The following is a 24,824-nucleotide window of genomic DNA, read 5'->3' as shown; positions in this document are numbered from 1 at the left end:
CTTGCCGACTCGCCGGCTCGCTGGTGGGTCGGTGCGTCGGCTCGCTGACGTGTCGGTGCCTCGGCTCAGCGTTCGGCGAGCATGAGGTTGCCGTCGTCGCCCCGGTCGACCAGGAAGCGCCGCTCGGCGACGGTCACGATCGGCCGCGCCTGGGTACGCGCCAGCGGCCGGATCATCCGGCCCTGGTCGATGACGAAGTCCCAGCGCGACTCATGGCCGACGACCTCGTCGATGTCCACCAGCGGCACCCGGGCCCGGAAGTCGTGCCCGGCCAGCGTGACGGGGAAGTACATCTCCTCGCCGTCGCTCCTGCGTACCAGCCGCAGCACCGGATCGCCGTCGCCCGGGTCGGCGAGCTGGCCGGAGAAGACCAGGTCGTCACCGTCGACCCGGCACTCGCCGATCAGCGCCTGGGCCCGGCGCAGCCGCAGCCCCCAGGCCCCGCCGCCGCCGCGTACCGGCACCAACCACACCCCCGCCGTACGCCTCGGGGCGGGCACCAGCGGCGGCAGCCAGCGCGGTCCCGCGACCTTCGCCTCCAGCGTCAGCCGGTGAGCGCGCAGCCGCACCTTCAGGTTCCAGTGCCCCCGGCGGGCGAGCCGCGGGCCCGTCAGAGCCGCCGGGTCGAACGCGAACTCGAAGGAGAAGCCGTGCTCGGGCACCGCACCGCCCTCCTCCTGCTCGACGTTCGCCCAGGTCGACGAGACAGGCTGGTCGGACAGCGGGATGACGTCGCCGGTCCTGCGCTCCTCCAGCCACACCTGCACGCTCGTCCTGCGCAGCTCCGACGCGTCGAACCGGTCCACGCTCACCCGGCCCGTACCTCTGAGCAGGCCGTCGCGCCACTCCAGTTCGAGCAGACGGGCCGATAGGCTGAGCTCGGCCGACACCTCCGACAGATGCCTGGGCATGGCCGGGTGCCGACCGTGCCAGCGCTTGCGCAGGAGTCCCACGGGGCTGATGCGCGGTTGCAGGAGGCCTTCGCGGTCCTGCTCGAAGACGCGCGCCAGCTCGTCCAGGCGGCGCCCGTGGAGCAGGTGCGCCTGCAGCCGCTGCGCGAACGGGATGCTCTCCCAGGCCTCCGGCGCGACGCCGTCGAGATAGCGGACGATCAGGTCGACGAGGTCGGGGGCGGCCGCGGCGCCCATCCCGGCCATGGCCGCCACCGCCACGGTCATGTCGATGTCGAGCGTGTCGCGGTCGAAGTGCGGTCTGAGCGCGGGCGCGCGGTCGTCCAGCAGCGCGGCCGTCTGCAGCACCGACAGCAGGCGGTCACGCAGGTTGGCCGGCTCCAGGCAGCGCTGGGTGATCGAGGAGCCCTCCTCGTCACGCTGCCGCCAGTGATAGACGATGCCCTTGATCACGTCGACCGACGAGGCGCCCACGTGCGCGGCCATGGCGACCGGCTGGTCCTCGTACATGCGCTCGGGGAAGGTCAGGCCGAGGGCGTCCCAGAAGTCGCGCCGGTAGACCTTGTTCCACAGCATGCGGTCGCGGATCAGCAGCGGGTGGCGGGTGATGTGGGTGCGCTTGAGCGGCTCGGCGAACGCCCGCTTGTGCGCCCACGAGGGTACGAGCAGGTTGCGGTAGATCCGCATGACGTTGCCGCAGGCCAGATCGGAGCCGGTGGCCTCCAGGGAGGAGACCAGCCGCTGGAACGCGCGGGGCGGCACCATGTCGTCGCCGTCGACGAAGGCGAGGTAACGGCCCGTCGCCCGCCGTACGCCGATGTTGCGGGCCCGCCCGACGCCCTGATTGGCCTGCCGGATGAGACTGATCCGCTCGTCGGTCGCCATCCGGGCCTCGACCACGGCGGCGCCGGCGTCGGTGCTGCCGTCGTCCACGCAGATCATCTCAAGGTCCTGGAGCTTCTGCGCGGCCAGCGAATCCAGGCAGGAACCGATGTACTTCTCGACGTTGTAGAACGGGACGATCACCGAAAGAACCGGCACAAGAACTCCTCTTCGTCAGCCGGATTCGTCAGCCGGACAGGAGGCGCAGGACCCTGCGGGCGACCTTGCGCGGGCGAGCCAGGCGGCGGGAGAGCCGGTAGCCGAGCGTCCTGCGGTAGGCGGCTGACTTCCGCTGGCTCTTTCTCAACCGGCCCCTGGCCCGCAGCAGCTCGCGCTCGCGGTAGGTGAGCTTGGTCTCCAGACGGGACACCCTGGCCAGCGCGGCGGTCAGCTGGTCCGCCAGCCGGTCCCGCGCGCCGAGCAGGTCACGGTACGTCGGGGCGGCCTCGCTCAGCTCGGCCGGCTGCCCCAGCTCGGCGTCCAGCTTGCGGGCCAGATCGAGGTCGGCCTGGTCACACGGCCGGCCCGCCATGCCGCAGAGCGTCAACGCCAGTTGCTCGGCCTGCCGCGGCCACGGCCACGGATGGTGGTGACCGGCGGCCAGCAGACGTACCGCGAACCGCCACAACACCCGGCACAGCACCACACGGCCGGCCGGCCGATCGGGTGGCACAGGCACGGGATGGATCGCGGCGAACCTCTCGCCGTCCCAGACCAGGTTGTCGGCCGCGGCGTCACCACCCATCTCGACCCAGCCGCCGAGCGCGGCGAGCAGATCGCGCACTGCCCGCACGTCCTCCCGCGCACACGCCTCGACCAGGACCTCCTCCACGACCCGTCCACCGGGGATGGCCCGCTCCACGCCGTCGGGCAACTGGCGGGTGGTGCTCCGGGTGACCTCGTGTACGGCGTGCCCCTCCTCGACGAGCCCGAGCGGCAAACTCACCACGACCGGCGCAACCGGCGGGACCGGGGCGCTGGACTCAGCCGCGACGCCGGACGCGGCCAGGGCGCTGCACGCGGCAGAAGCACCGGACTCGGCCGCGACGCCGGACGCGGTCAGAGCGCTGGTCGCGGCCGGGGCGGTGGACGCGGTGGTCGCGGTCGCGCTCGGAGCGGTGGTCGTGGTCGGGGGTCGGGTTGCGATCGCCACCCATATCGGGGCGAGTTGCTCACCGAGGCCGTGTCTGAACACCAGCCGGGTCAGCCGCAGCGGGTCGGTTACCAGCATCCTGTCGCCGCCACGGGCGCTCAGCGGAACCGTGAGCGCGTCGGGCAGGCCGCGCCCGAGCAGTTCGCGGGCGAGCAGCCCGCGCGGCGCCGCACGGCCGGGATAGGCCGCGTAACACCTCTCGGGGACCAGTCCGGCCGCCACCAGCTCATCGTCGAGGGCGCCGGAGCCGTCCGGATAGCCCTGGTCGAAGCCGTGCGGCTCCCAGTGCTCGTCGGCTCCCGCCCTGTCGGCGGGCCTGGCCTCGACGAACCGGTCGATCCCCAAGTCATTACTGACGCTAAGGACAAACCGCCCGCCCGGCGCGACACGCGCGGCGAGCATGCCCAGCGACTCACGCCAGGGCGGCGCGACCTCCTCGGCCGAGTGCGTACGCCGCACCCCGTCGAGCGCCAGAACCAGGTCGTACGTCTCCTCCGCCGGCAACGCCGACAGGCGGCCGCAGTGCACCGCCATACCGGGATGACGCTCGGCGAGGGCGCACGCGTCGGGATAGGAACGCAGCAGCACGGCCACCGACGAGGCCCGCGCCACCACCTCGTCCACCAGACCGCGCGGATGCGGCCCGACCAGCAACACCCTGGCCCGCTCGCCACCCCAGGCCCGCTCCCTGGCCAGCCCATCACCGCAGGCCCGCTCCTCGGCCCTGGCCGCCCCATCACCCCAGGCCCGCTCCTCGGCCCTGGTCCACTCGTCGCGCCGGGCCCGCTCCTCGGCCCTCACTCGCTCCTCGGCCCTGACCCATTCGTGGCATCTGGTCCCCTCTTCGGCGCCGGCCTCCTCGTCGGCCCTGGAAGGCTTGTCGGTTTCGACGGGGAGCAGGCGCCTGACCAGTTCGAGGGCCACGCCCCGCCAGTCCGTGACGCCGGACGTATGGGATGAGTCTGACCACAGCAGCATCTCGCCGCCGATCAGCCGGACGTTCTCGAGTGCCTCGTTCATGCGCATCGCGCCCGCTTCCAGCCGAACATTCGCCGTAGCTCCTCCGGTGTCGCCTGATACTCGAATCCCAGCTCCTGCCGCGCCGCCTCCCTGGCCGCCTCGGGATCGACGCGCTCGCCATGCAGCTCGGGCCAGAGCCGCATCCGGCGGGCGGTGCCGCCGTACTCGGGCCGCTCGTCCTCGAACTGCATCGGGTCCCCGTAGACGGCGACCTCGCAGCCCACGGAGGCCCCGTAGAACAGCGCGCTGCCGAGCCGGTTGGAGGCCACCCGGCGATGCCGCCGCAGCTGGGCGAGCTGGCCAGGCAGGAAGTCCCGCCCCTTGCCGTCCCACCGCGAACCACGTTCGCCATGGCAGATGACCCGGAAACCCGCCGACCGATAAGCACGCCGGATGTCCGGATTAGCGAATTCCAACCAGTAAAGACAGATTGTCACCGACCCTGTCTCCACTTCGGCGATTTCGGCGGCGAGTCGGGCATGGTCCCCGATGACCGAATGCTTTTCCCAACCGTGGAAGGGGTACCAGATCGTACCCTCTCTTTCGGGAGCAGCGGCCGTTCGGGGCTCCATATCAAGCAGGTAGATCCACGGCGCGCCGATGACATAGTGACCTCGGCGGCCCATGGACCAGCCACGGCGTCTGAGCACGTCGGACCAGACGAAACGGGGGTAGCCGGGGCTGCACCAGTGGTCGTTGGGCGGGAATCCGTGGAGATAGTTCCAGCCGTGCTGCAAGAAACCCTGTATTCGCCGGGGAGTGTCTTCCGCCACTTCACAGTATCGGCCGAGTATGCGGGAGTGCCCGTACCAGTGATTGGATTCGTCCATCATTCCCCCTGTAGCGGTTGACGCGCGCCATGCGACATTCCCAGCCCGGCACAGCGGGCACTCGCCGTTATACGGTTCCATTACTCACGACGGGGGCTTGGTTTCTGTTGACGGACGATCATGGCTACACTGAGTCGTTGTCCGGCGACAGAAAGTGAGCAGACATGAGCCAGCTCGACCGCCTGCGCGGCGTCTTCCGCGCCTCGCTGAGCCTGCCGGCCGACACGGACGTCGACGGGCTCCACTACCGCGCGATCCCGCAGTGGGACTCGCTGGCCCACATGGCCCTCGTCGCCGCGATGGAGGACGAGTTCGCCGTCATGATCGACACGGATGAGATGATCGACATGAGCTCGTTCGCCAAGGCCGCAGAGCTGCTGGAGAAGCACGGTGCCGACGCCGTCACCTGACCTTCGCGTCGCGCTCGTCACCGGCTCCACGCTGGGCATCGGCCGGGCCGTCGCCGTCCGGCTGGCCCGGACCGGCCACGAAGTCGTGGTCCATGGGCGAGACCGTGAGCGAGCCGCCAAGGCGGCGGCCGAGGTGGCCGCCGAGACCGGCGGCCACACCGACGCGGTCCACGGCGACGTGGCCGACCCCGCCGCGGTGTCCGCGATGCTGCGGGAGATCCACCGGCGACACGGGCGGCTCGACGCCCTGGTGATCAACGCGGGCGGGCACGCGGCCAGCCTGCTCGGCATGATGCACAGCGACGTGGTGAGCAGGCTCTTCCACGTCAACGCGATTGGCGCCACCCACACCCTGCAGGCCGCGGTCAAGCTGCTGCGCAGGGGCACGGATCCGGCCGTGGTCCTGGTCTCCTCGGTCATGGGCCGCAAGGGAGCGCCCGGCCAGGCCGTCTACTCCGCCACCAAGGCCGCCGTGCTCGGCCTCACCCTGGCCGCCGCCAAGGAGCTGGGGCCTCAGGGCATCCGGGTCAACGCGGTGGCACCCGGTTACATCCAGACCGACATGCTCTCCACACTCGACGACCGGGCACGCGCCGAAACCATCGCCGCGACCCCGCTCGGCCGCCTGGGCACCGCTAGCGACGTGGCCGCCGCGGCCGCCTTCCTGCTCTCCACCGACGCCGGTTTCATCACCGGCCAGGTCATCGGGGTGGACGGCGGGCTGGTGCTGTAAGCCTCCGACACGATGGACGGGCGGTCTTCTATGAACGCTTCACTTCACCCCACCGACGGTTCCCCGCCACACACCAACGGCGGGACCGCGGGCGACGGGCGAGCTTCCATGCCCCCTTCCCCACACCCCGGCGTGCACACTGACGGCGAGGCGATGGGGTCACTGTCTCGTTCCCCCCACCCCGGCGCGCCCCACACCGCGGACGCCACTGACGGCGGGATCGGGGGCTCTGCGCGGCAGGAGGTACGACCCACGGAGTGCTTTCCGCACCCCGATGCGCGGATCGTCGTCGCCGGGGAGCCGGGTGTGCTTACCGGCGACGAGCTGGCCGCCCGGATCGGGAGCGCCACGCAGTCCCTGGCCGCCCTACCACCCGGCCCGGTGTTCTGCGGCATGCGCAACGATCTGCCGTCCGTCCTGAGATACCTCGCGGCGTTGCGGGCGGGCCGGCCCATCGCGTTGCTGGACCCCGACCTGCCGCCCCGCACGCTGGCCGAGCTGGCCGCCAGGTTCAAGCCCGCCGCCCTGCTGGGCTTCACGCGGGCCGCCGACGGTCTGCGGCGCGCCCGGGGCGGCACCCCCGAGCCCCACCCGGACCTGGCCGTCCTGCTCGCCACCTCGGGTTCCACCGGCAACCCCAAGCTCGTACGCCTGTCACGCTCCGCCGTGCTGGCCAACGCCCGAGCAATCGCCACCGCCCTGGCCATCGGCCCCGACGAGACCGCGCCCACCAGCCTCCCGCTCTACTACAGCTACGGCCTGTCGGTGCTCAACAGCCATCTCGCCGCGGGCGCCACCGTGGTGCTGACCGACGCGGGCCTGCTCGAACGGTCCTTCTGGACCATGCTCGACGAGCACCGCTGCACCTCGCTCGCCGCGGTCCCCTACCAGTACGAGATGCTGCGCAAACTCCGCTTCGACCCGGCCGAACACCCCGCGCTCACCACCCTCACCCAGGCGGGCGGGCGGTTGCGCCCCGAGCTGGTCACCGAGTTCGCCGCCAACGCCAAGCGGTTCTTCGTCATGTACGGCCAGACGGAGGCGACCGCCCGCATCGCCGTGCTCCCCCACGACCGCCTGGCCACCAAACCGGGCTCCGCCGGCCTGGCGGTCCCCGGCGGCCGCCTGACCATTGACGACGGCCAGGTCGTCTACCACGGCCCCAACGTGATGATGGGCTACGCCGAAACGGCCGACGACCTGGCCAGAGGCGACGACCTGGGCGGCGTGCTGCCTACGGGCGACCTCGGCCACCTCGACGACGAGGGCTTCCTCTACATCACCGGCCGGATGAGGCGCATCGCGAAGGTCTTCGGCGTACGCGTCAACCTCGACGACATCGAACACCTGCTCCGCGACCGCGGCCCCGTCGCGGCCACGATCGGCGACGACCGCATCACGGTCTGGGCCGAGGGCCTCGACACCGACGGCTGCACCACTCTCGCCCGGCGGCTGGGGTCCGAGCTGCGGCTCCACTGGAGCGGGTTCGACGTGCGCGGCGTCGACCGGCTGCCGCTGCTCGGCACGGGAAAGATCGACTACAGCACGCTGGAGGCCCGTACATGAGTGTCTTCACCTTGGCCCAAGGCGCGAAGGAGGCGGTGCTGCTGCCTGAGCTGGTCGCGCTGACCGAGCGGCATCGGCGGGCGTGCCTGCCGTACCGGAGGATTCTCGACGCGATCGGAGCGGTGGGGCCGTACGAGCGGGTGGCGGATCTGCCGTGGTTGCCGGTGCGGCTCTTCAAGACGCACGAGTTGCGCAGTGTGCCGGAGAGTGCGGTGTTCAGGGTGCTCACCTCCAGCGGGACGACCGGGCAGCGGCCCAGCCGCGTCTACCTCGACCGCGAGGCGGCGGCCGCGCAGCCGCGCATGCTGGCGGCGACCCTCCGGGCGGTGCTGGGCGGGCGGCGGCTGCCGATGCTGATCGTCGACAGCCGGTCGGTGGTACGCGATCCCACGCTGAGCGCTCGCGGCGCGGGCGTGCTCGGCATGATGAACTTCGGCAGGGATCACACCTTCGTCCTCGACGAGGGTGGCGGGCTGGATGCCGAGGCGGTCAAGGGCTTCCTCGCACGGCATGGTGGTGCGCCCTATCTGATCTTCGGGTTCACGTTCATGGCGTGGTCGCACCTGCGCGAGCTGGGGCTTGATCTGTCGCAGGGGGTGCTGATCCACTCCGGGGGCTGGAAGCGGCTGGCCGAGCAGGCCGTCGACCACGCCACCTTCCGCGGGCGGCTGGGCGAGGACTGCGGGCTGCGGCGGATCCACGACTTCTACGGGATGGTCGAGCAGATCGGCACCGTGTTCCTGGAGGGGCCGGATGGGGGTGGGCTTTACTGCCCCGATTTCGCTGATGTCGTGATCCGTGACCCGGAGACGTGGCAGGAGGCGCCTGTCGGCGTGCCGGGGCTGATCGAGGTGGTCAGCACGCTGCCCACCTCGTATCCGGGGCACGTCCTGCTGACGGAGGACCTCGGCGTGGTGCACGGGGTGGACGACGGAGTGTGGCCGGGCAAGCGGTTCTCGGTGCTCGGGCGGCTGCCGAGGGCAGAGGCACGCGGCTGCAGCGACACGGCGGCACGGGCGGCGGCGTAATGGATGAGCGACCGGCCGAGCCCCTCGACATTTCCCCCGCCGCCACGCCCTCTGCTGCGCCGGTCGAGCGGGCCGGCCTCGCTGCCGAGTCCGCGCGGGTCGGGGTTCGGTTTCCCGAGGGGCCGGATGTGTCCGTTGGGGCGTTGGTCGGGCAGGTGCGCGAGGGTGAGCCGCTCGCGGTGGGTGATGAGCGGATTCGCGGGTTTCTCGTTGGGGTCGGGAGGCGGTTGCTGAGCCCCGAGCTGGCGCGGCGCCACCCGGAGCTGGCCTCGCTCGGCTTCTTCCTGCGGCCCAGCGAGCTCGCCCGGATTCTGGACGGACCGCGGGGCGATCACCTGCGGGCGCCGCGCGGTCTGGTGTTCCATGTCCCGCCCGCGAACGTCGACACCGTCTTCGTCTACTCCTGGGCGCTGTCGGCGTTGATGGGCAACCGCAACGTGGTACGCCTGTCACCCCGCGCGGGCGCCGTGGCCGCGACGATCACGCGGACGCTGCAGGAGTCGCTGGCCGACGCCGATCCGGTGGTGGCCGCCACGCAGCGCATCGTCACGTACGACCGTTCCGACGCCGTCACCGCGGCCCTGTCGGCGGCCTGCGATCTGCGGGTCATCTGGGGCGGCGACGCCACGGTCGACGAGATCCGCCGTCATCCGCTCGCCCCGCACGCGCGTGACCTGACCTTTCCCGATCGGACGTCGTTCGCGGTGCTCCGGGCGGCGGCCTGGCTCTCGGCGTCGGCCGCCGCCCGGGGCGCGGTCGCCGACGGGTTCGCCAACGATGCCTACTGGTTCGACCAGGCGGCGTGCTCCTCCCCTCGCACCGTCTACTGGGTCGGCTCGCCCGCCGACTGCGACGCGGCGCGCGACGGCTTCACCGCCTGCCTGGCGCGGGCGGTGGCGCAGCGTGGGTGGTCCGTGGACGCCGCGATGGCGGTCGAGAAGCGGGTGGCGACGTACGGGCTGGCCGCCGATGGCCAGGCCAGTGCCATCGACTTCCACGGCAACGCGCTGGCCAACGTCACGCTGGCCGGGCCTGAGGCGGCGCCGCGGCGGTGGCTGGGCACGGGGACGTTCGCGCATGCCCGGATCGAAGGGCTCGGGGAGTTGGCCCGGCTGGTGGAGCGCCGGGATCAGACGATGACGCACTTCGGGTTCGTCCCGGCCGAGCTGGAGTTGCTGGCGGGGGCGCTGGGCGGGCGGGGGGTCGATCGGATGGTGCCGATCGGGAGCGCGCTGAGCTTTCACCGGGTTTGGGATGGTGTGGAGCTGACCACGGAGTTCACCCGCCTGGTGACAGTTATCGCATGACGAGCACGACCGCCGTTGCCTCGTCGGGCACGGCGGCCAGGGGGACGGGGTGGGATGACGATCACGGCGGTTACGAGCGTGGTCACGTCGCCGGCGTCGGGGCGGCGGCGGTGGTCCGGCTGGGCGCCGGTGGCGCTGGTGGGCCTGGTGGCCGTGCTGGCGCTGGTCTGGCGCGGGGTTCCGGTTCGGGATCTGGTGGTCTTCGGGGCCTATGTCGGTGTCGGGGTGCTGGTTCCCGGGACGCTGCTCTGGCGGGCGCTGGGACGGGCCGGGGGGTCGCTCGCGGAGGAGCTGGCGGCGGGCTTGGCGCTGGGCTACGCGGTCGAAGTGCTGGCCTACATCCCGGCGCGCGCGGCGGGAGTGCCGCAACTGGTGCTCGTCTGGCCGGTGACGGTGATCGCCCTGTTCACAGCCGTACCACGACTGCGACGGCACTGGCGGCCGGGTGCGTCGGCCCGCGAGCACAAGCCCTCAGAGAGCGAGCGGACGCCTGCGGCTTATGAGCGAATGCCCCTGTGGTGTGCGTGGGCCGTCGCGGCGGTCAGCTGCTATCTCGTCGTCTGGAGTGCCCGGTCGTTCTACCTCGGCCACGGCCTGACCTGGCCCGGCAACGCGACGCCGTACGTCGACATGCACTACCACCTCGCCCTGCTCGGCGAGCTCAGGCACCACGTGCCCCCGACGCTCCCGACGGTCCTGGGCGAGCCGCTGACCTACCACTGGTACGTCTACGCCGAGATGGCCGCCACCAGCTGGGTCACCGGGATCGAAGCGCAGACGCTGCTGTACCGGCTGTCGATGCTGCCGATGATGGTGGCGATGGTCGTGCTGGTGGCGGTGCTCGCCAGGCGGGTGACCGGGCAGTGGTGGGCAGGTGTGGCGGCGGTCGTGGTGACGTACTTCGCCGTCTGCCCGGAGCTCTACTGGGGAGCGGGCAATCTGTTCACGTCGCGGTCGCTGTTCACGGTGTGGACCAGTCCGACGCAGACGTTCGGCGCGTTGCTCTGTGTCCCTGTGGTGCTGCTGCTCGTCGGCTGTCTGCGCGGGGAGCGGGCCGGGGTCGGCGGGTGGGTACTGGTCGCGGTGCTGCTGGGCGCGCTGACCGGGGCGAAGGCGACGTTCCTGCCGCTGTTGCTGGGCGGGCTGGTGCTCGTCCTGGTCGTCACGCGGTGGTCTCGGCCCGCTCTCGTGGGAGGCGTCAGGCGGTGGTCTCGGCCCGCTCTCGTGGGAATCGTGATCACGGTGCCGGCTCTGGCGTTCGCGCAGTTCGTCGTCTTCGGAGGCCAGCGGCAGGGGTTGGTGCTCGAGCCGTTCGCGAGCATGCGGCGGGTGTGGGGAGCGGTGACGTACCTCGGTGGTGAGCGGCTCGCCGAGGCGCCTGTGTGGCCCATTGCCGGGCTGACGGTGATTCACCTGGCGTGCCTGGCGTGCGTGTGGGCGGGACTGCTGGGGGTGGTCGCCAGGCGGGCGGCGCGGCTGGATCCGGGAGTGCTGCTGTTGCTCGGGATCGGGGCGGCGGGTGTCGCGGGCGTCACGCTGCTGGGCCATCCGGCGCTCAGCCAGTACTACTTCCTGGAGGGGGCTCGGCCGTACCTGTCGATCGCGTCCGTGGCCGGGATGGCGGCCCTCGGCCGGGAGCGGGGATTCGCCGGCGCCAAGTGGTGGGTGGCGCTGGGGGCCGGGCTGGTTGTGGGGGTTCAGGCGCTGCTCGGGCCGGACGTGCCGGTCCAGGGGCTGTTCCCTCTCGCGCTGCCGTACCTCGTGCTGGGGGTGGTGGCGGCGGGGGTGGCGGCGGCGGTCGCGCTGCGGCGCGGACCCGTGGCGCTCGCGGTGGTCGCGCTGCTCACCGGGTATGCGCTGCCGGCCACCGTGAACAAGGGGATCGGGCCGTCGAGCGGCATCGGACCTTCGAGCGGCGGGGTTCCGCCCACGCGGGTGCTGCCGCAGGGCGGGATGGAGGCCGCGCGATGGCTGCGTGACCACTCGGCGCCGGGCGACGTCGTGGCGACCGACGCGCACTGCCGGCCCATCGCGGGGAAGAGGTGCGACAGCCGCCGCTTCTGGGTGTCCGGCTACAGCGAGCGCCGGGTGCTGGTGGAGAGCTGGGCGTACGCCCAGAGCACGCTGTCGCGGAGCCAGCCGTTCGGCACGTCGTTCCTGGCCGTGCCGTTCGCGGACCAGGCGCGGCTGGCGGCGAACGACGAGGTGTTCCGGCAGCCGTCGGCGGAGAACATCGCGCGGCTCGTACATGAATATGGCGTCAAATGGGCGTTCACGGAGAATGGCACGGCTCTTGATGGGTTCGCGACATTGCGTTTCCGCAGCGGGCGGTGTTCCGTCTATCAGCTGGGGTAAAAGTCTGCCCTAGCCGAAGAATGGTGCGGAGAAACAGCCCGCGCATCAATGGACGGCCCCAGCAGCATTCCCGTATGGACACGCGTTCCGCCATGGCCGTTCTCGACGGACCGGTCACCCTGGCGACTGTGGACATCGTCATTCCGGTGCTCAACGAGCAGCGGGCCCTGCCCGGCTGCATCAGGACGCTCAACGCGTTCCTCGGCGATTCCTTCCCGCTGCCGTGGCGCATCACGATCGTCGACAACGGCAGCATCGACGGCACCTGGCGGGTCGCCAGGGGCCTGTCCCGAGAGTTCCCGCAGGTGTACGCCCGCAGGCTGGAGACCAGGGGCCGAGGTGCGGCGTTGAAGGCCGCCTGGCGCGACAGCCCGGCCGACATCGTCGCGTACATGGACGTCGACCTGTCGACCGGGCTCGGCGCGCTGTTCCCGATGGTGGCCTCGCTGGCCAGCGGCCATTCCGAGCTCGCGATCGGCACCCGGCTCGCCCACGGCGCCCGCACCCGCCGGTCACTGCGGCGGGAGCTGGTCTCGCGCGGCTACAACACCCTGCTCCGGTACGGGTTCGGCGCCGGCTTCAGCGACGCCCAGTGCGGCTTCAAGGCCGCCAGAACGGACGTGATCCGGCCGCTCATGGACCGCGTCAAGGATGACGGCTGGTTCTTCGACACCGAGCTGCTCCTGCTGGCCGAGCACAACGGCCTGCGCGTACACGAAGTGCCCGTTGACTGGGTCGAAGACCTGGACTCGCGCGTCCGCATCGTCAGGACGGCGGTCGAGGACCTCCGGGGGCTGGCCAGGGTCGCGCGGTCGATGTCCACCGGCACGGCCGCGCTCAAGGTGCGGAAGGAGACCGAACTCACACCCACGCACCCGGACGCGGTCGTCGCCCGCCCGCCGGCCAGGTTCGCGTCGTTCGCCGTGCTCGGCGTGGCCTCAGCGGTCCTCTACGCGCTGCTCTATCTCTCGTCGCGCGGCCTCTGGTCGCCCGCCGTGGCCAACCTCGTCGCGCTGGCGCTCACCGGCTTCGCGAACGCCGAGGCCCGCCGCTGGACGGTCAACCTGCTCGGCGGCCACCGCAGGACCCCGCAGGCCCGGGCCGCGCTGGTCTTCCTGACCGACTACGCCATCACCACCATGGCGCTGCACGGCCTGCCGCCGGGCGATCGCCTGTCCGAGGTGGCCACCGCCGCCGGCACGTACTGCCTGCTCACCCTGCTGCGCTTCGTCGCGCTGGATCGGTGGGTCCCCAAGAGATGACAGAGATGCGCACACAAGAGATCCGCCGCATGACCGCGCTCGAAGACGGCCACTGGTGGTACCGGGAGCGCCGGGCCGTCCTCCGCGCCGAGCTGCGCCGTCTGCGGCCGGGCCGGGCGCTCGACATCGGCGCGGGCGGTGGGGGCAACACCCGGGTGCTGGTCGAGGAGGGCTGGGACGCGACCGCGACCGACTGCTCCGGGTTCGCGGTGGAGGTGGCCAGAGATCGGGGGCTCCGGGCCGTACAGGCTGACGCGCGTGACCTGCCGATCGAGTCCGGGAGCGTGGATCTGGTCACCGCCCTCGATGTGCTGGAGCACATCGAGGAGGACTATCTGGCCACCGAGCAGATCGCCCGGGTGCTGCGGCCGGGTGGGCGGGCGCTGATCGCGGTCCCCTGCGACATGTCGCTGTGGTCCGCCCACGACGAGGCCGTCGGCCACGTGCGCCGCTACTGCCGCGATTCGCTGACCGGCGTGGTCGAGAAGGCGGGCCTGCGGGTCGAGCGGCTGTGGAGCTGGAACGTGCTCCTTCGCCCGCTGGTCGCCCGGCGTCGGCGTTCGTCCATGGGCAGTGACCTGGAGCGGGTGCACCCGCTGATCAACGCGGGACTGAGCGCGGTCGTCATGCTGGAGCGGCGTCTCCCGGTCCGTTCGCTCAGGGGTGTGACGCTGTTCCTGTGCGCCCGCCGCGAGAGTTAGGAGACCCGCGTGCCGCTCGACCGGAGCGTGCTGCTCGACGACGCGTGGCGGCTGTACGCGGACGCGCCCCGGACCCTGCGGATCAAGCAGCGGCTGCGGGTGCTGGCCTGCCCGTTCGAGGTGACGATCGGGTTCGTGCCGGAGGGCGCGAGCGTGCTCGACATCGGGTGCGGCTCAGGGCTGACGCTCGGTCTCATGGCGGCGCGCGGGAAGCGCGTCCGGGGCCACGGCTTCGACCCGTGCCCGGTCGCGATCGGGCTGGCCGGGCGGATGGCCGTCCGGCTCCGCGACAGCGGCTCGACGCTCCGCTTCGAGCACCGCGACGCCCGCTCGCCGTGGCCGGACCGTTCCTACGACGTGGTCCACATGCAGGACGTCATCCACCACGTGCCGATTCCGGCGCAGCGGGTCGTGTTCGACCGGGCCTGCGCGGCGGTACGGCCCGGCGGCCTGCTCGTCTACAAGGACATGAGCGCGCGGCCCCTGTGGCGCAACGCCGCCTGCCGGATCCACGATCTGATCATCGCCCGCGAGTGGATCCAGCCGGTGCCGATCACCACGATCGAGAACTGGGCCGCGGAGAACCGGCTCGCCCTGGAGGTCTCCCGTACGGCGCACCGCGTCATATATGGGAACGATCTAAGAGTCTTCCGCAGGCGTCTTTGGCCATAGGCTAGCGCTTGTGGTGATTCACGGCTTACTGGCGGCGTCATTGGTGATGACCGCGCTCCCCGCGACCGACGTTCAGGCATCGGCGGAGATCAATTGCAGCCAGGTCAAATGCCTGGCCCTGACCTTCGACGACGGCCCGAGCGTCTACACGCCGAAGCTGCTCGACCTGTTCAAGAAGGAACGTGTCAAAGCCACCTTCTTCCTGGTGGGCGAGCAGGTGGAGAAATATCCGAGCATCGTCAGGCGGGAAGCCGCCGAGGGCCACGCCATCGGCAACCACACCTATTCGCACCCGTCGCTGCCCACACTGCTGGACAACGAGATCCTCGACGAGATCCACACCACCCAGGAGCTCATCCAGAAGCAGACGGGCAAGCTGCCGACGATGTTCCGGCCACCGTACGGGGCCACCGACGACCGGGTGCTGGGCTTGGCGGGCTCGCAGGACATGTCACAGGTGTTATGGACGGGTACGACGCTCGACTGGAAGCTGCGTAATGTAGAGAAGATCAAGGCGGCCGTGTTCAGGCTGGCCAAGCGCGACGGCGTGATCCTCATGCACGACGTGGTGCCGCAGACCGTACAAGCCATGCCGGCGATCATCAAGGAGCTCAAAAAACACGGCTACCACCTCGTCACGGTGCCGACGCTGCTGCGCGGTAAGGGGATGGAGGCCGGGGTGAGCTACCCCTAGACCGCCTGGATCGGGAGCCATGCAGATCGAAATCGCCAAGCGCCGGCGATGGGTGCCACTCGGGACATTCGTTGCTATTCAGGCCGTTCTCGCCTGCTGGTGGGCGGCCTTCTATCCCGGCCTGTTCAGCCGCGATTCGGTCCTCTATCTGAGTCACACCATCGTCGGCCCGTGGGTGGGCGACCACTCGGTTCTCTACGACTCGCTGCTGTGGCTCAGCTTCAGGACCACCGGTGACCTCGGCACCGTCACGTTCCTGCAGACCACGGCGATGGCGGCCGCGCTCACGTACCTGACGGAAGCGCTCAAGGCGCTCGGCGCGCCGCGCAAGACGACGACGGTGGTGGCGGTGCTCCTGCCGCTGGTGCCCACGGCCGGGGCGTTCACGGTCACGCTCTGGAAGGACGTGCCGTTCACGATCTGCGCGGTCGCGATCGCGGCCGCCTGCGCCGCGATGGCCGCCGACCGTACCGTCACCAACCGCAGGCTGCTCGGGCTGGGCCTGCTGATGACCGCGCTGGGGCTGTTCCGGGCGAACGGCTTCCTCGTGGTGGGCGTCGCCATCGTCGTGCTGCTCGTGGTCGTCTCGGTCATGCGGGTACGGCTGGCGCTGGTCGGCACGGTGGCGGCGGCCATCCCGTTACTGCTCAGCAACCTGCTCTTCCCCCAGCTCGGCATCGCGGCCCCGTCGAAGACGTACGTCTACCACACGGCCTTCGGCGACATCGCCGTCGCCTACCGGGACCATCCCGAGCTGTTCACCGAGCAGGACAAGGCGCTCATGTCAGCCGTCGCGCCGCTGAACAGGTGGACCTTGGGCGGCACCTGCTACACGATCAACCCGTTGATCTGGCGGGGTGACTTCAACTGGCCGCAGGCCGACGCGCACGCCACCGAACTGCTCGACCTCTGGAAACGCCTGCTGGTCGAACGGCCGGCGATGGTGGTCGACGCCAGGCTGTGCCGGGGCGCGATCGCCTGGAAGGTGTCCGGGGACGACACGGCTCCCGGCGGGCGGACCTACCGCTTCTCGCTGCGTCCGAACGCCGACACCTACGTGGGCCCCGGCAAGGTGCCCGACTTCCAGGGCCGGTGGGTCTACTCGCTCAGGCCCATGTCGCAGAACCTCTACCAGGCGGCGAGCTCGTGGCTGGCCACCGCCGAGGAACCGCAGTACGACTGGGTGCTGTGGCGGGGGGCGTTCTGGTGCTATCTGTCCTACCTGGCCGTGGCCGTGGGCGCGCTGGCGCTGCGCAACCGCTATGTGATCGCCGTGGCGGCGCCGGTGGCCGGGCAACAGCTCGCCATCCTGGCCAACATCTCCGCCCAGGACTTCCGCTACATGGCCTCGCCGATCCTCATCAGCGTCCTGCTGGTGCCGCTGCTCGTCGCCTCCGTCGTACGGCTCGTCCGCGGCCTGCCCCCGCGCGGACCGGCGTCGGCCGAGCGCGAGGAGGCGGCCGTCTGACTCGCGGCCGCGTGCGGGCTAACTCGCGGCCGCGTGGCGGGCGTCGTAGCTCTCGCGGGACTTCGCCACGGACTTCCCGTGCCTGGCCGACCAGTCGGTGAGCGTCAGCAGCGCCTCGCGGAGCTCCAGCGCCATCGGCGTGGCCGCGTACTCGACCTTGGGTGGGACCGTGGCGTAGACCGTACGCTGGAGCAGGCCGTCACGTTCCAGGCTGCGCAGCGTCAGGGTGAGCATCCGGCGGCTGCCCTCGACGAGCCGCTCCAACTCGGTGAACCTGATCGGCCCGTCAGACGCCGCCACCAGAATCTCGATCGCCCACTTGCCGGCGATGCGGTCGAGGAGCTCGCGCGGCGGTACAACGTCCTCCATAGGACCTTGATGGTCACACATCATGACCACTGTTACAAGACATCCCCTATGGGGCTTTTCATCCTGCTTTAACTCGGATGAAGTGGACGAGTCTGTGTCAGGAGACCAGCGGTCCGTTCCGTGCCTTCCTCGTCGAGACCAGCCCGGCGACCAGGCCGCTCACGGCGCAGACCGCCACGAGTCCCAGGTACTGCGGCAGCGAGTAGGCGAACCACAGCTCGCCCGTGACCGCCTTGCCCATGGCGGTCAGTGAGGCGGCGGCGATTCCCGTCCCGAGCAGCGCCCCCGCGCACGTCACGATCAGGGACTCCCAACCCACCGCCCGGGCGAGCTGTCCCGGCTGCGCGCCCGCCGATCGCAGCAGCCGGAACTCCTCCGCTCCCGCGTCTCCCGCGCGGGCGACAACATCCTGCAAGACCTGCGCGAGCAGATAGCCCGCACACCGCAGCAGGTGGATGAGAAGCAGGCGATAGCCCTCACCAGGCAGTACGACCTGCCGTAATCGCCGCACCTGACTTCACACGGGATCCCCGACCGGCTCCTGTCCGCCTATCAGCGTCAGCACGTCCTCCAGGAACGCTTCGAGCAGCTCCTCACCGAGATCAGCGACTTCAACCAGTTCGCCCGCGACGACGAGAACCAGCACGTCCACAGCGCCGTCGTCGTGTTCACCCTCGTCACGGTCCCCGCCGGCATCGGTCTGGCCCTGTCGCAGGTCCTGGAAACCAAGAATCCCTGGCTGTTCGTGGCGGTGGCGTGGGGCTCACGGGGCTCATCCTGAGCACCCGGTCCACTCTCGTCGCGTTCAGGGCACTTCGCAGCCACTTCACCTGCGATCGATAACTCCGCTATGCAGCCGCCCCGTTCAAGAGCTTTTCCCATAGCGCTTCGGCCCTGCTGAACGAAGCCGGGTCGCTCTCAGTGACGCTCGGGGCAGAGCCGAGCCGGCTGGTCCTTCGCACCCACGCGAGTCCACCAGCAGCACACAGCTCGTAGACGTACGGTTTGCACTCGCAGGTGTGCCGCAGGACCCGTACGCGCGTGAAGCGCGGCACCTGCTCACTCCAATCGACAGCTTCAGCGTCGGGCAGCGGGGAACCGATGTGAGGGCCGTGGAAGTCAGGCAGTTCGGTCATGGTGCGATGCCTCCTCGTTCCCGATGGAAGGGCTGGGAGCTGAGGTCTAAAAGGCATGTTGAGCAACTAGGCCATGGCTGGCGCTCAAGAACGAAGGTCTCTGATCACCGCACCGGGCTGCGGACTATTCGTTACTAAACGTCACGGCACGCAGCCGACGTGACCGTTAAGAGTGGACGTTCGCCGACGGCGCCTCGCGCGCGCTTGCCGCAGCGCCATCGGACCAGCCCGAATACTCCGACGCGCCGAGGACCATCAACGTGGACACCTCGACCCACACCGAATTCCGTCTCGGGGGCATGGCGCGAATCCCCCACCGTATCGAGCTCTCGTGGACCAGCCGCAACCCGCGCCCGCCGCAGTCGCCGTTGCTGGGCTCACGGAGAGGGGGAACCTCGTCGATCACTTCGATCCTGGCCAGGGCGTGACCGATCTCGAAGACCTCAATCGTGACCAGGCCGCCCGCTCGTCCCGAGCCGGTGTGCAGCACGGCGTTCGCAAACAGCTCGCTCGTGATGAGCCGCGCACCGTCCACATCCTGATGCCCGGCTGCGGTCAGCACATCCGCGACCCAGCGACGGGCCAGCGAGGCGGAGCGCGCAATCCCCGGAAATGTCATCTTCACCAATGTCCGATCGCTCACTGCGCGACCCCCCGCAGTGCGCGCTCGTCAAGCGCATCCACCCACCGATCACGTCCCCGGCCCCAGGTGAAGACCCACCGCTCGCCCTGTAGCGCAGCCCGGACGAGCAGCGGCCCCGACGCCCGCCGGACGCAGATACACGGTTCGGCACGCCGCGGTAGCTGAACCGAAACGGTCAAACCCCGCACCCGCAAAGCCCATGCCAGCCGGGTCAGATGGAGGAACTGCACCTGCTCGTGAGTCGGCCCCGTTGAATCCGATCGTGTCCACTCATCTTGCTTCCGCGTGCGACGCATCGCTCGAACCACCTTTCAAGCGCTGGAACCGGAACAGAGACACGCCACTCTGTACTTAGTTCACTGATTGATGAGCGCGTCAGTTACACCGACAGCCGAGCTGACCCATTCATAACGATGCAGGTAGATAACCCAGAGGCTGCATCGCTTCCACACAGAGTGTGCATTGCCCGCTACTCTCTGCGCAACAGATTTCGCAGAGTGAACTTAGTACAAGTTGTGGAATCAAGATCAATCTAAGAGACTTGCCGTACTCACGGAGGTGAAATGACAGCCCAGCGCAGCCCGTCAGCCCGCCAGCGACGCCTGGCCGCCATCTTGCGCGACTTGCGCAAGGACAAAGGCATGTCCCGCGAGATGGTCGCAGAGCGGCTGGGTTGTTCGCCACCAACGATCACCCGCATCGAAGCGGCCCAGACCAGCGCCCGCATAGCCGACGTGACCATGTTGCTGGAGATCTACGATGTGCCGGCCCACAGCAAAGAGGTGCTTCTCCAACTGGCCCGTGACGCACGAAAACGGGGCTGGTGGGACAAGATATCCGACTCGATCCCCGAGCACTTCCAGAGCTATGTGGGGCTTGAAGAGGACGCATCGCTCATCTCCGGATATGAGAGCGAGTACATACCTGGTCTATTCCAAACGGAGGAGTACGCACAGGCCATCATGGGAGCAGAGCCGACCCTGCCCTCCGAGGAGGAGCTGGAACGCGGTCTCTCAATCCGGATGAAGCGTCAAGAGCGTCTAGCGTCTGCGGAACCGCCCGAGATGTGGATGGTGCTGAATGAGGCCGTCATCCGACGAGAGATAGGCGACGAGGGCGTCATGCGTCGACAGCTTGAGCGCCTCCTTGAGCTGTCATCGCAGAACTTCATCAACATCCAGATACTTGCCTTCGACAGCGGAGCCCATCCAGCCATGAACGGCGGGTTCCGTATCCTCAAGTTCCCAAAGCTGTCGGATCCAGACATCGTGTACCTTGATTACTGGAGAGGCGGTATCTACCTCGAAGCCCCAGATGACGTAAACGCCTACAATCGCCTATTCGATCATCTTCGCGCACGAGCACTTGGGCCCGATCAGACCCGACGCCTGATCAAGCAGGCAGCAGGAGCGACCTAGTGAACCATGGAAGAGACGAAGACCTGGAGCAGTCTGCCGACACGACATGGCGCAAGTCCAGTTTTTCCAATGGAACGGGCGGAGACTGCGTCGAAGTAGCGCTAGTGGACGAAGGCTTTGATGGTGCCGGAAATGAAGCGCTCGTCGGTGCACAGCACAAAGCCGGTATGGGATCTTTGATTGCGCTACGGGACTCCAAAGATCCCGATGGCCACAAGCTGTACTTCACTCGAAGCGAGTTCGCAGCTTTCCGTCGAGGAGTTATGGCGGGCGAGTTCGACGATCTAGCCTAGCGTCGATTTATTGTCCTCAAATAGAGCTGACGCCTCGCCCTCAACAAGACCTACTGGGAAAGAGCGCCCGCGCCTTCGGTGACCCCTGCCACACCGTCGGGAACCGATCCCGAGATGTAGATCAAGAAGCCCGACGATCCTCCCCAGACGCCTGGGATTGATTCCCATAGCTGGAGGTTTCGGTGTTAGGGGTTCGCGGGTGGGTCGAGGAGTTCGATCTCGATGGCCAGAACGCCGAGGGCTTCTTTCTCCGGGCCATAGATGCGGCGGATGTTGACGAGTTGCTGGTCGCGGGGGCTGTCGGGGTTGACGTTGGCGGGGCCTTCGGTGTCGAGCATCTCCTCGAACGAGGCGTAGCGAGCGACGCGTTTGACGCGGGTGAGGACGTCGTCGCGGCCGCAGACAAAGCGGATGTGGTCGCCGGCCGTCAGGGTGCGAAGGTTGGGGCACTGGACGCGGACCTCGATTGTTTTGCGGCCGGTGGCGACCAGATCGAAGTAGCGGCGGTAGAGATTCATCTCGCGGGCTCGCATCGCGTTCACCAGCACGTTGTTCGGGCTGATTATCTCCACGGAATCGGTACGCTCGTTCATCACGTCGCCACCTTCCGGCCAGGCGGTCGGCACGGGGAACTGGGCGAGGCGCGTCGGAGATCCACCGGGGTCGAATAGCGGCTCATGTGAGCTCCGTGCGAATGGCTCGCTCTACCGCCAGCTCGGCCCTCGATCCGGCTTGCTGTGCAGCCCTCAGAAGTTGTCCCTTGGTCGCGGCACCACGATCGAGCAGCTCGACGACCGCGGAGTCGATCACATCCTGATCCACGCTGTCCGCAGCGGACTCCGCGATGGCGCGTACGGGTCTGGTCACCCGAAATCCTTCGTGCTCTTCCACCTCGTCACTCGTCAGCTCTCCTCGGTGGAGGACCACCGAGGAATTTCGCCGACGGAAATCGGGCGGGACCGTCAGATGGATCCGGGCAGGATTGGCGATGCCCAGATCGTGAACAGCGAGCGCGGTGGCGTGGGAGACGACCGCGCGTCCCTGGCTCCACAGCGCCCAGCGTACGAGATGATCATGTTCGCCTGGAGGGAGATCAACGAACTCCCGGAAGCGATAGAGGCCGCGATCGATGCGCATCCAGTGACCCTGGCGGACCTGAAAGTACTGCGACTGGTAGGAGTAGCCGTCCTCAAGGGCCTGGCTTGCGGTGAAGTAGCCGCGTTGGTGCGCTGCCCGTCGCCAGAGCCGCATACGAGGCGTGTCTTCACGTGACTCCACTGTGCCAGTTTAGGTCCTAACAGAAATTTTTAGTTTGACGTAGATCTGGTACGCCAAACTAAAAATGACTTGTAGTTGGGAGGATGGCCAGCGACAGCTGAAGGCTACTTACGCCACCCGCTCCTGAGGTGGTCAGTGCGCCTTGGGGAAGGCGGCGCGCAGTTCGGACCGGTTGACGATGAACGCGGCTGGTACGAGGGCGAGCGCACCTGCGACCTGCATCGCGACGAACCACAGCGGGAGGGCGCCAGGGATGCCGTCGATCGCGACGATCGCGATCGGCACGATGACGGAGATGATGCGCACGCGTACGTAAGCCCATCGTGCTCCCCGTGAGGCGAGGACGGTCAGCCAGTAGGTCACCACGGCGCTCGCGAACATCCCACCGGTCCGGCCCCACATGAACGAAGTCACCTCGCGACCCAGGACCGAGAGGACGACGACCACGATGAGGACGGCGACACTGAGCGCGCCGTAGGCAGCGACGAATCTCTTCACCTTGCCGAAGGCCTGTTGGGTGTGCGGGTGGTTGACGTGGCCGACCTCGGCCGTGGTGCGGTTGGGGGTTTCCATGTCGGATTCTTCCTCGTGTTGTCTGGACTGGTGTCGACGTTAGGAAGCGCGACGGGTGATGCGGTATGCGGCTGGACGTACAGGTGGGTGGGGCTAGACCCACTTCACAGCCGATCTGGCGGGGACACGGCTCTGTGCGGTGCACAGTGAAAGCACCGAAGCGAGAAGGAAGAGTCATGCGACAGTGGGTGGCTAGTGTCGCCGTGGGGTTCGTGCGCGCTTGCGTAGTGATGGTCGTCAGCATGCTGATCCCGGCCGTGTGGGCCGGTGCCGTGGCGCTGTGGATCTGGTGGTGGGGCGGGAACCCGTGGTCGGGGATAGCGCCGTTCTTGTGGGCATGTATCGGCACGTTCGCCCTGTCCCGCCCGGTGTGCCGGATGATCCGCTCCCTCGTCGCGAAGTGGATGGGCACCGTCATTCCCGCCGTATACCGGCAGCCCGGTCCGGTGACACAGATGTCGACCGGGTACTGGTGGAACGGCTACTCCTACGAGCGCACCAGCCGCGACGCCCGCCTCGATCAGCAGTGGCGAACCCGGTGGCGCGATCCCGCCCTCTGGCGTGACCTGCGATTCACCGCGATCGCGCCGGTCACCGCGGGCGTGATCGCCGCGGTCCCGCCGGCCGGAGCCGCGGCAGCGGTTTTCGGGCTGTTTCAGTCGTCGCCCACCATCTTTGTTGCCGGCGCGGTCGTGGCCGTCGCCAGTGCCCCGTACGCCTGGCGGGCCGTCGAGCCGGTAGCCGTCCGATTCCTGCGCCCGTCGACCGGGATGAACGCGATGACGCTGGCCGACCGGGTGGATGAGCTGACGGCCCAGCGCGCCGACACCACGATCGCGCAGGCCGCCGAGATCCGCCGGATCGAGCGGGACCTGCACGACGGGGCGCAGGCCCGCCTGGTCGCGCTCGGCCTCTCTCTGGCGACCGCGGAGAAACTGATGGAAACCGACCCCGACCAGGCCAAGGCGCTTATGCGGGAAGCGCGAGCCGGCGCCACCACGTCACTGACCGAGCTCCGCGAACTGGTCAAGGGAATCAACCCGCCGGTGCTGACCGAACGAGGGCTCGTCGACGCCGTCCGCGCACTCGCGCTGGACAGTCCGCTCGAAACGGCTGTCAGCACCGACGTTCAGCTACGACTGGACCCGCCGATCGAGTCCGCCCTGTACTTCGGAGTCGCCGAACTGCTGACCAACGCGGTCAAACACGCCCACGCGACCCGGGCCCGCATCTCCATCGCCCGGGACGACACCGGCGTCGTCGTCGAGGTCGAAGACAACGGCCGGGGCGGGGCCGACGTGCTACCCGGCGGCGGACTCGCGGGGCTGCACCACCGCCTCGCGGTCTTCGACGGTGCCCTGGAGGTCACCAGTCCGGAAGGCGGTCCGACCCGCGCGAGAATGGTGGTGCCATGCGCATCGTTGTAGCCGAAGACCTCTACCTCCTGCGTGACGGGATGGTCCGCCTCCTCCAGGCGTACGGACACCAGGTGGTGGCGACCGCGTCCACCGGACCCGAGACGCTCGACGCACTGCTGACGTGGCGGCCGGACGTGTCCATCGTCGATGTCCGCATGCCGCCGACCCAGTCGGACGAGGGCCTGCGGGCCGCTCTCGCCGCCCGCGGCGAGGTCCCCGGGCTGCCGATCCTGATCCTTTCTCAGCACGTCGAACAGCTGTACGCCCGCGAACTCCTGGCCGACGGCTCCGGTGGCATCGGCTACTTCCTCAAGGACAGCGTGTTCGACGCCGACCAGTTCATCGACGCCCTGGAACGCGTCGCCGGTGGCGGGACCGCCATGGACCCGGCCGTCATCGCCAAACTGCTGTCCAGCGGCTCCTCTAACCGACGACTCGGACAGCTCACCGAACGCGAACACTCCGTGCTCAGCCTCATGGCGGAAGGACTGTCCAATCAGGCCATCGGCCAGCGGCTCTTCCTCAGTGAGAGCGCCATCAGCAAGTACACCACCTCCCTGTTCGGCAAGCTCGGCATCACCGATGACGACAACAACAACCGCCGCGTGCTCGCCGTTCTCACCTACCTGAACAATCCCTGACAGAGGACTTCTCGCAACCGAACGTGTCCCGAATGTAGATGGCTGCAGGTGACGGCGCGGGCC

25 protein-coding genes are annotated in these 24,824 nt (G+C 69.0%); 15 read left to right on the top strand and 10 right to left on the bottom strand.

Annotation, left to right across the window (positions count from 1 at the left end; genetic code table 11):
* Positions 1 to 65: 65 nt before the first annotated feature.
* The 3 genes from ACGFNP_RS17215 to ACGFNP_RS17205 are packed head-to-tail and all read right to left on the bottom strand — an operon-like array spanning position 66 to position 4,796.
* Positions 66 to 1,952 carry a glycosyltransferase family 2 protein gene (locus tag ACGFNP_RS17215; RefSeq protein WP_393319454.1) on the bottom strand — a complete coding sequence of 629 codons (1,887 nt, stop codon included), beginning with the start codon at positions 1,950 to 1,952 and terminating at the stop codon, positions 66 to 68.
* A gap of 28 nt (positions 1,953 to 1,980) precedes the next feature.
* The gene (locus ACGFNP_RS17210; RefSeq protein WP_393319451.1) at positions 1,981 to 3,966 is read right to left on the bottom strand and encodes a hypothetical protein; all 1,986 of its coding nucleotides are present in this window, start codon (positions 3,964 to 3,966) and stop codon (positions 1,981 to 1,983) included.
* Positions 3,963 to 4,796: a hypothetical protein gene (locus tag ACGFNP_RS17205; protein WP_393319448.1), complete on the bottom strand. Its 834-nt coding sequence runs from the start codon at positions 4,794 to 4,796 to the stop codon at positions 3,963 to 3,965. Before ACGFNP_RS17205 ends, ACGFNP_RS17210 begins: the two co-directional genes overlap by 4 nt.
* A 164-nt stretch (positions 4,797 to 4,960) precedes the next feature.
* Here ACGFNP_RS17205 and ACGFNP_RS17200 point away from each other — a divergent pair, with 164 nt between their 5' ends.
* The 11 genes from ACGFNP_RS17200 to ACGFNP_RS17150 all read left to right on the top strand — a co-directional run bounded on the left by ACGFNP_RS17200 (position 4,961) and on the right by ACGFNP_RS17150 (position 16,992).
* On the top strand, positions 4,961 to 5,206 hold the full coding sequence (locus ACGFNP_RS17200; RefSeq protein ID WP_393319446.1) for an acyl carrier protein: 246 nt from the start codon (positions 4,961 to 4,963) through the stop codon (positions 5,204 to 5,206).
* The gene (locus ACGFNP_RS17195) at positions 5,187 to 5,939 is read left to right on the top strand and encodes an SDR family NAD(P)-dependent oxidoreductase (RefSeq protein ID WP_393319445.1); all 753 of its coding nucleotides are present in this window, start codon (positions 5,187 to 5,189) and stop codon (positions 5,937 to 5,939) included. Before ACGFNP_RS17200 ends, ACGFNP_RS17195 begins: the two co-directional genes overlap by 20 nt.
* A 108-nt stretch (positions 5,940 to 6,047) precedes the next feature.
* Complete coding sequence (locus tag ACGFNP_RS17190) at positions 6,048 to 7,505, top strand: AMP-binding protein (RefSeq protein WP_393319442.1); 1,458 nt, start codon at positions 6,048 to 6,050, stop codon at positions 7,503 to 7,505.
* On the top strand, positions 7,502 to 8,533 hold the full coding sequence (locus ACGFNP_RS17185; RefSeq protein WP_393319439.1) for an acyl-protein synthetase: 1,032 nt from the start codon (positions 7,502 to 7,504) through the stop codon (positions 8,531 to 8,533). The genes ACGFNP_RS17190 and ACGFNP_RS17185 overlap by 4 nt, the downstream gene beginning before the upstream one ends.
* Positions 8,533 to 9,840 carry an acyl-CoA reductase gene (locus tag ACGFNP_RS17180; protein WP_393319436.1) on the top strand — a complete coding sequence of 436 codons (1,308 nt, stop codon included), beginning with the start codon at positions 8,533 to 8,535 and terminating at the stop codon, positions 9,838 to 9,840. The genes ACGFNP_RS17185 and ACGFNP_RS17180 overlap by 1 nt, the downstream gene beginning before the upstream one ends.
* A gap of 54 nt (positions 9,841 to 9,894) precedes the next feature.
* On the top strand, positions 9,895 to 12,195 hold the full coding sequence (locus ACGFNP_RS17175) for a hypothetical protein (protein ID WP_358330309.1): 2,301 nt from the start codon (positions 9,895 to 9,897) through the stop codon (positions 12,193 to 12,195).
* Between the two features lie 74 nt (positions 12,196 to 12,269).
* Positions 12,270 to 13,457: a glycosyltransferase gene (locus tag ACGFNP_RS17170; protein WP_393319433.1), complete on the top strand. Its 1,188-nt coding sequence runs from the start codon at positions 12,270 to 12,272 to the stop codon at positions 13,455 to 13,457.
* Positions 13,458 to 13,462: 5 nt separating this feature from the next.
* Entirely contained in the window at positions 13,463 to 14,158 is a 696-nt protein-coding gene (locus tag ACGFNP_RS17165) for a class I SAM-dependent methyltransferase (protein ID WP_393319430.1), read from the top strand.
* 9 nt (positions 14,159 to 14,167) lie between these two features.
* The gene (locus ACGFNP_RS17160) at positions 14,168 to 14,830 is read left to right on the top strand and encodes a class I SAM-dependent methyltransferase (protein WP_358330318.1); all 663 of its coding nucleotides are present in this window, start codon (positions 14,168 to 14,170) and stop codon (positions 14,828 to 14,830) included.
* A gap of 10 nt (positions 14,831 to 14,840) precedes the next feature.
* A complete protein-coding gene (locus ACGFNP_RS17155) occupies positions 14,841 to 15,524 on the top strand; it encodes a polysaccharide deacetylase family protein (RefSeq protein ID WP_393319426.1) in 684 nt (227 codons plus the stop codon).
* A 19-nt stretch (positions 15,525 to 15,543) separates the two neighbouring features.
* Positions 15,544 to 16,992, top strand: coding sequence for a hypothetical protein (locus ACGFNP_RS17150; protein ID WP_358330324.1), 1,449 nt, complete (start codon positions 15,544 to 15,546; stop codon positions 16,990 to 16,992).
* 18 nt (positions 16,993 to 17,010) lie between these two features.
* On the opposite strand, the gene ACGFNP_RS17145 is transcribed toward ACGFNP_RS17150, so the two are convergent.
* The 4 genes from ACGFNP_RS17145 to ACGFNP_RS17130 form a co-directional block, all read right to left on the bottom strand.
* The gene (locus ACGFNP_RS17145) at positions 17,011 to 17,361 is read right to left on the bottom strand and encodes a helix-turn-helix domain-containing protein (RefSeq protein ID WP_358330327.1); all 351 of its coding nucleotides are present in this window, start codon (positions 17,359 to 17,361) and stop codon (positions 17,011 to 17,013) included.
* A 97-nt stretch (positions 17,362 to 17,458) separates the two neighbouring features.
* Positions 17,459 to 17,872: an FtsX-like permease family protein gene (locus tag ACGFNP_RS17140; protein WP_393319422.1), complete on the bottom strand. Its 414-nt coding sequence runs from the start codon at positions 17,870 to 17,872 to the stop codon at positions 17,459 to 17,461.
* Positions 17,873 to 17,878: 6 nt separating this feature from the next.
* Entirely contained in the window at positions 17,879 to 18,013 is a 135-nt protein-coding gene (locus ACGFNP_RS17135) for a hypothetical protein (RefSeq protein WP_358330332.1), read from the bottom strand.
* A 650-nt stretch (positions 18,014 to 18,663) separates the two neighbouring features.
* Positions 18,664 to 19,140: an ATP-binding protein gene (locus tag ACGFNP_RS17130; protein WP_393319418.1), complete on the bottom strand. Its 477-nt coding sequence runs from the start codon at positions 19,138 to 19,140 to the stop codon at positions 18,664 to 18,666.
* A gap of 563 nt (positions 19,141 to 19,703) precedes the next feature.
* Here ACGFNP_RS17130 and ACGFNP_RS17125 point away from each other — a divergent pair.
* Positions 19,704 to 20,558, top strand: a complete 855-nt coding sequence (locus ACGFNP_RS17125) for a helix-turn-helix domain-containing protein (RefSeq protein WP_393319415.1) — start codon at positions 19,704 to 19,706, stop codon at positions 20,556 to 20,558.
* Complete coding sequence (locus ACGFNP_RS17120) at positions 20,558 to 20,851, top strand: DUF397 domain-containing protein (protein ID WP_358330338.1); 294 nt, start codon at positions 20,558 to 20,560, stop codon at positions 20,849 to 20,851. The genes ACGFNP_RS17125 and ACGFNP_RS17120 overlap by 1 nt, the downstream gene beginning before the upstream one ends.
* Before the next feature lie 185 nt (positions 20,852 to 21,036).
* On the opposite strand, the gene ACGFNP_RS17115 is transcribed toward ACGFNP_RS17120, so the two are convergent.
* The 3 genes from ACGFNP_RS17115 to ACGFNP_RS17105 all read right to left on the bottom strand — a co-directional run bounded on the left by ACGFNP_RS17115 (position 21,037) and on the right by ACGFNP_RS17105 (position 22,702).
* Complete coding sequence (locus ACGFNP_RS17115) at positions 21,037 to 21,477, bottom strand: ASCH domain-containing protein (protein WP_393319412.1); 441 nt, start codon at positions 21,475 to 21,477, stop codon at positions 21,037 to 21,039.
* Between the two features lie 49 nt (positions 21,478 to 21,526).
* Complete coding sequence (locus tag ACGFNP_RS17110; RefSeq protein ID WP_393319409.1) at positions 21,527 to 22,129, bottom strand: hypothetical protein; 603 nt, start codon at positions 22,127 to 22,129, stop codon at positions 21,527 to 21,529.
* 132 nt (positions 22,130 to 22,261) lie between these two features.
* Positions 22,262 to 22,702 carry a hypothetical protein gene (locus ACGFNP_RS17105; RefSeq protein ID WP_393319407.1) on the bottom strand — a complete coding sequence of 147 codons (441 nt, stop codon included), beginning with the start codon at positions 22,700 to 22,702 and terminating at the stop codon, positions 22,262 to 22,264.
* A gap of 176 nt (positions 22,703 to 22,878) precedes the next feature.
* Between ACGFNP_RS17105 and ACGFNP_RS17100 the strand changes: the two genes are divergently transcribed.
* Together ACGFNP_RS17100 and ACGFNP_RS17095 are read left to right on the top strand one after the other, a co-directional pair.
* Positions 22,879 to 24,129 carry a sensor histidine kinase gene (locus ACGFNP_RS17100; protein WP_393319404.1) on the top strand — a complete coding sequence of 417 codons (1,251 nt, stop codon included), beginning with the start codon at positions 22,879 to 22,881 and terminating at the stop codon, positions 24,127 to 24,129.
* The gene (locus tag ACGFNP_RS17095) at positions 24,114 to 24,761 is read left to right on the top strand and encodes a LuxR C-terminal-related transcriptional regulator (RefSeq protein WP_393319401.1); all 648 of its coding nucleotides are present in this window, start codon (positions 24,114 to 24,116) and stop codon (positions 24,759 to 24,761) included. Before ACGFNP_RS17100 ends, ACGFNP_RS17095 begins: the two co-directional genes overlap by 16 nt.
* Positions 24,762 to 24,824 lie beyond the last annotated feature (63 nt).

This window comes from Nonomuraea sp. NPDC049269 (assembly GCF_043197155.1).
GTDB lineage: Bacteria > Actinomycetota > Actinomycetes > Streptosporangiales > Streptosporangiaceae > Nonomuraea.
This window is presented reverse-complemented; position numbering and strand designations above follow the sequence as displayed.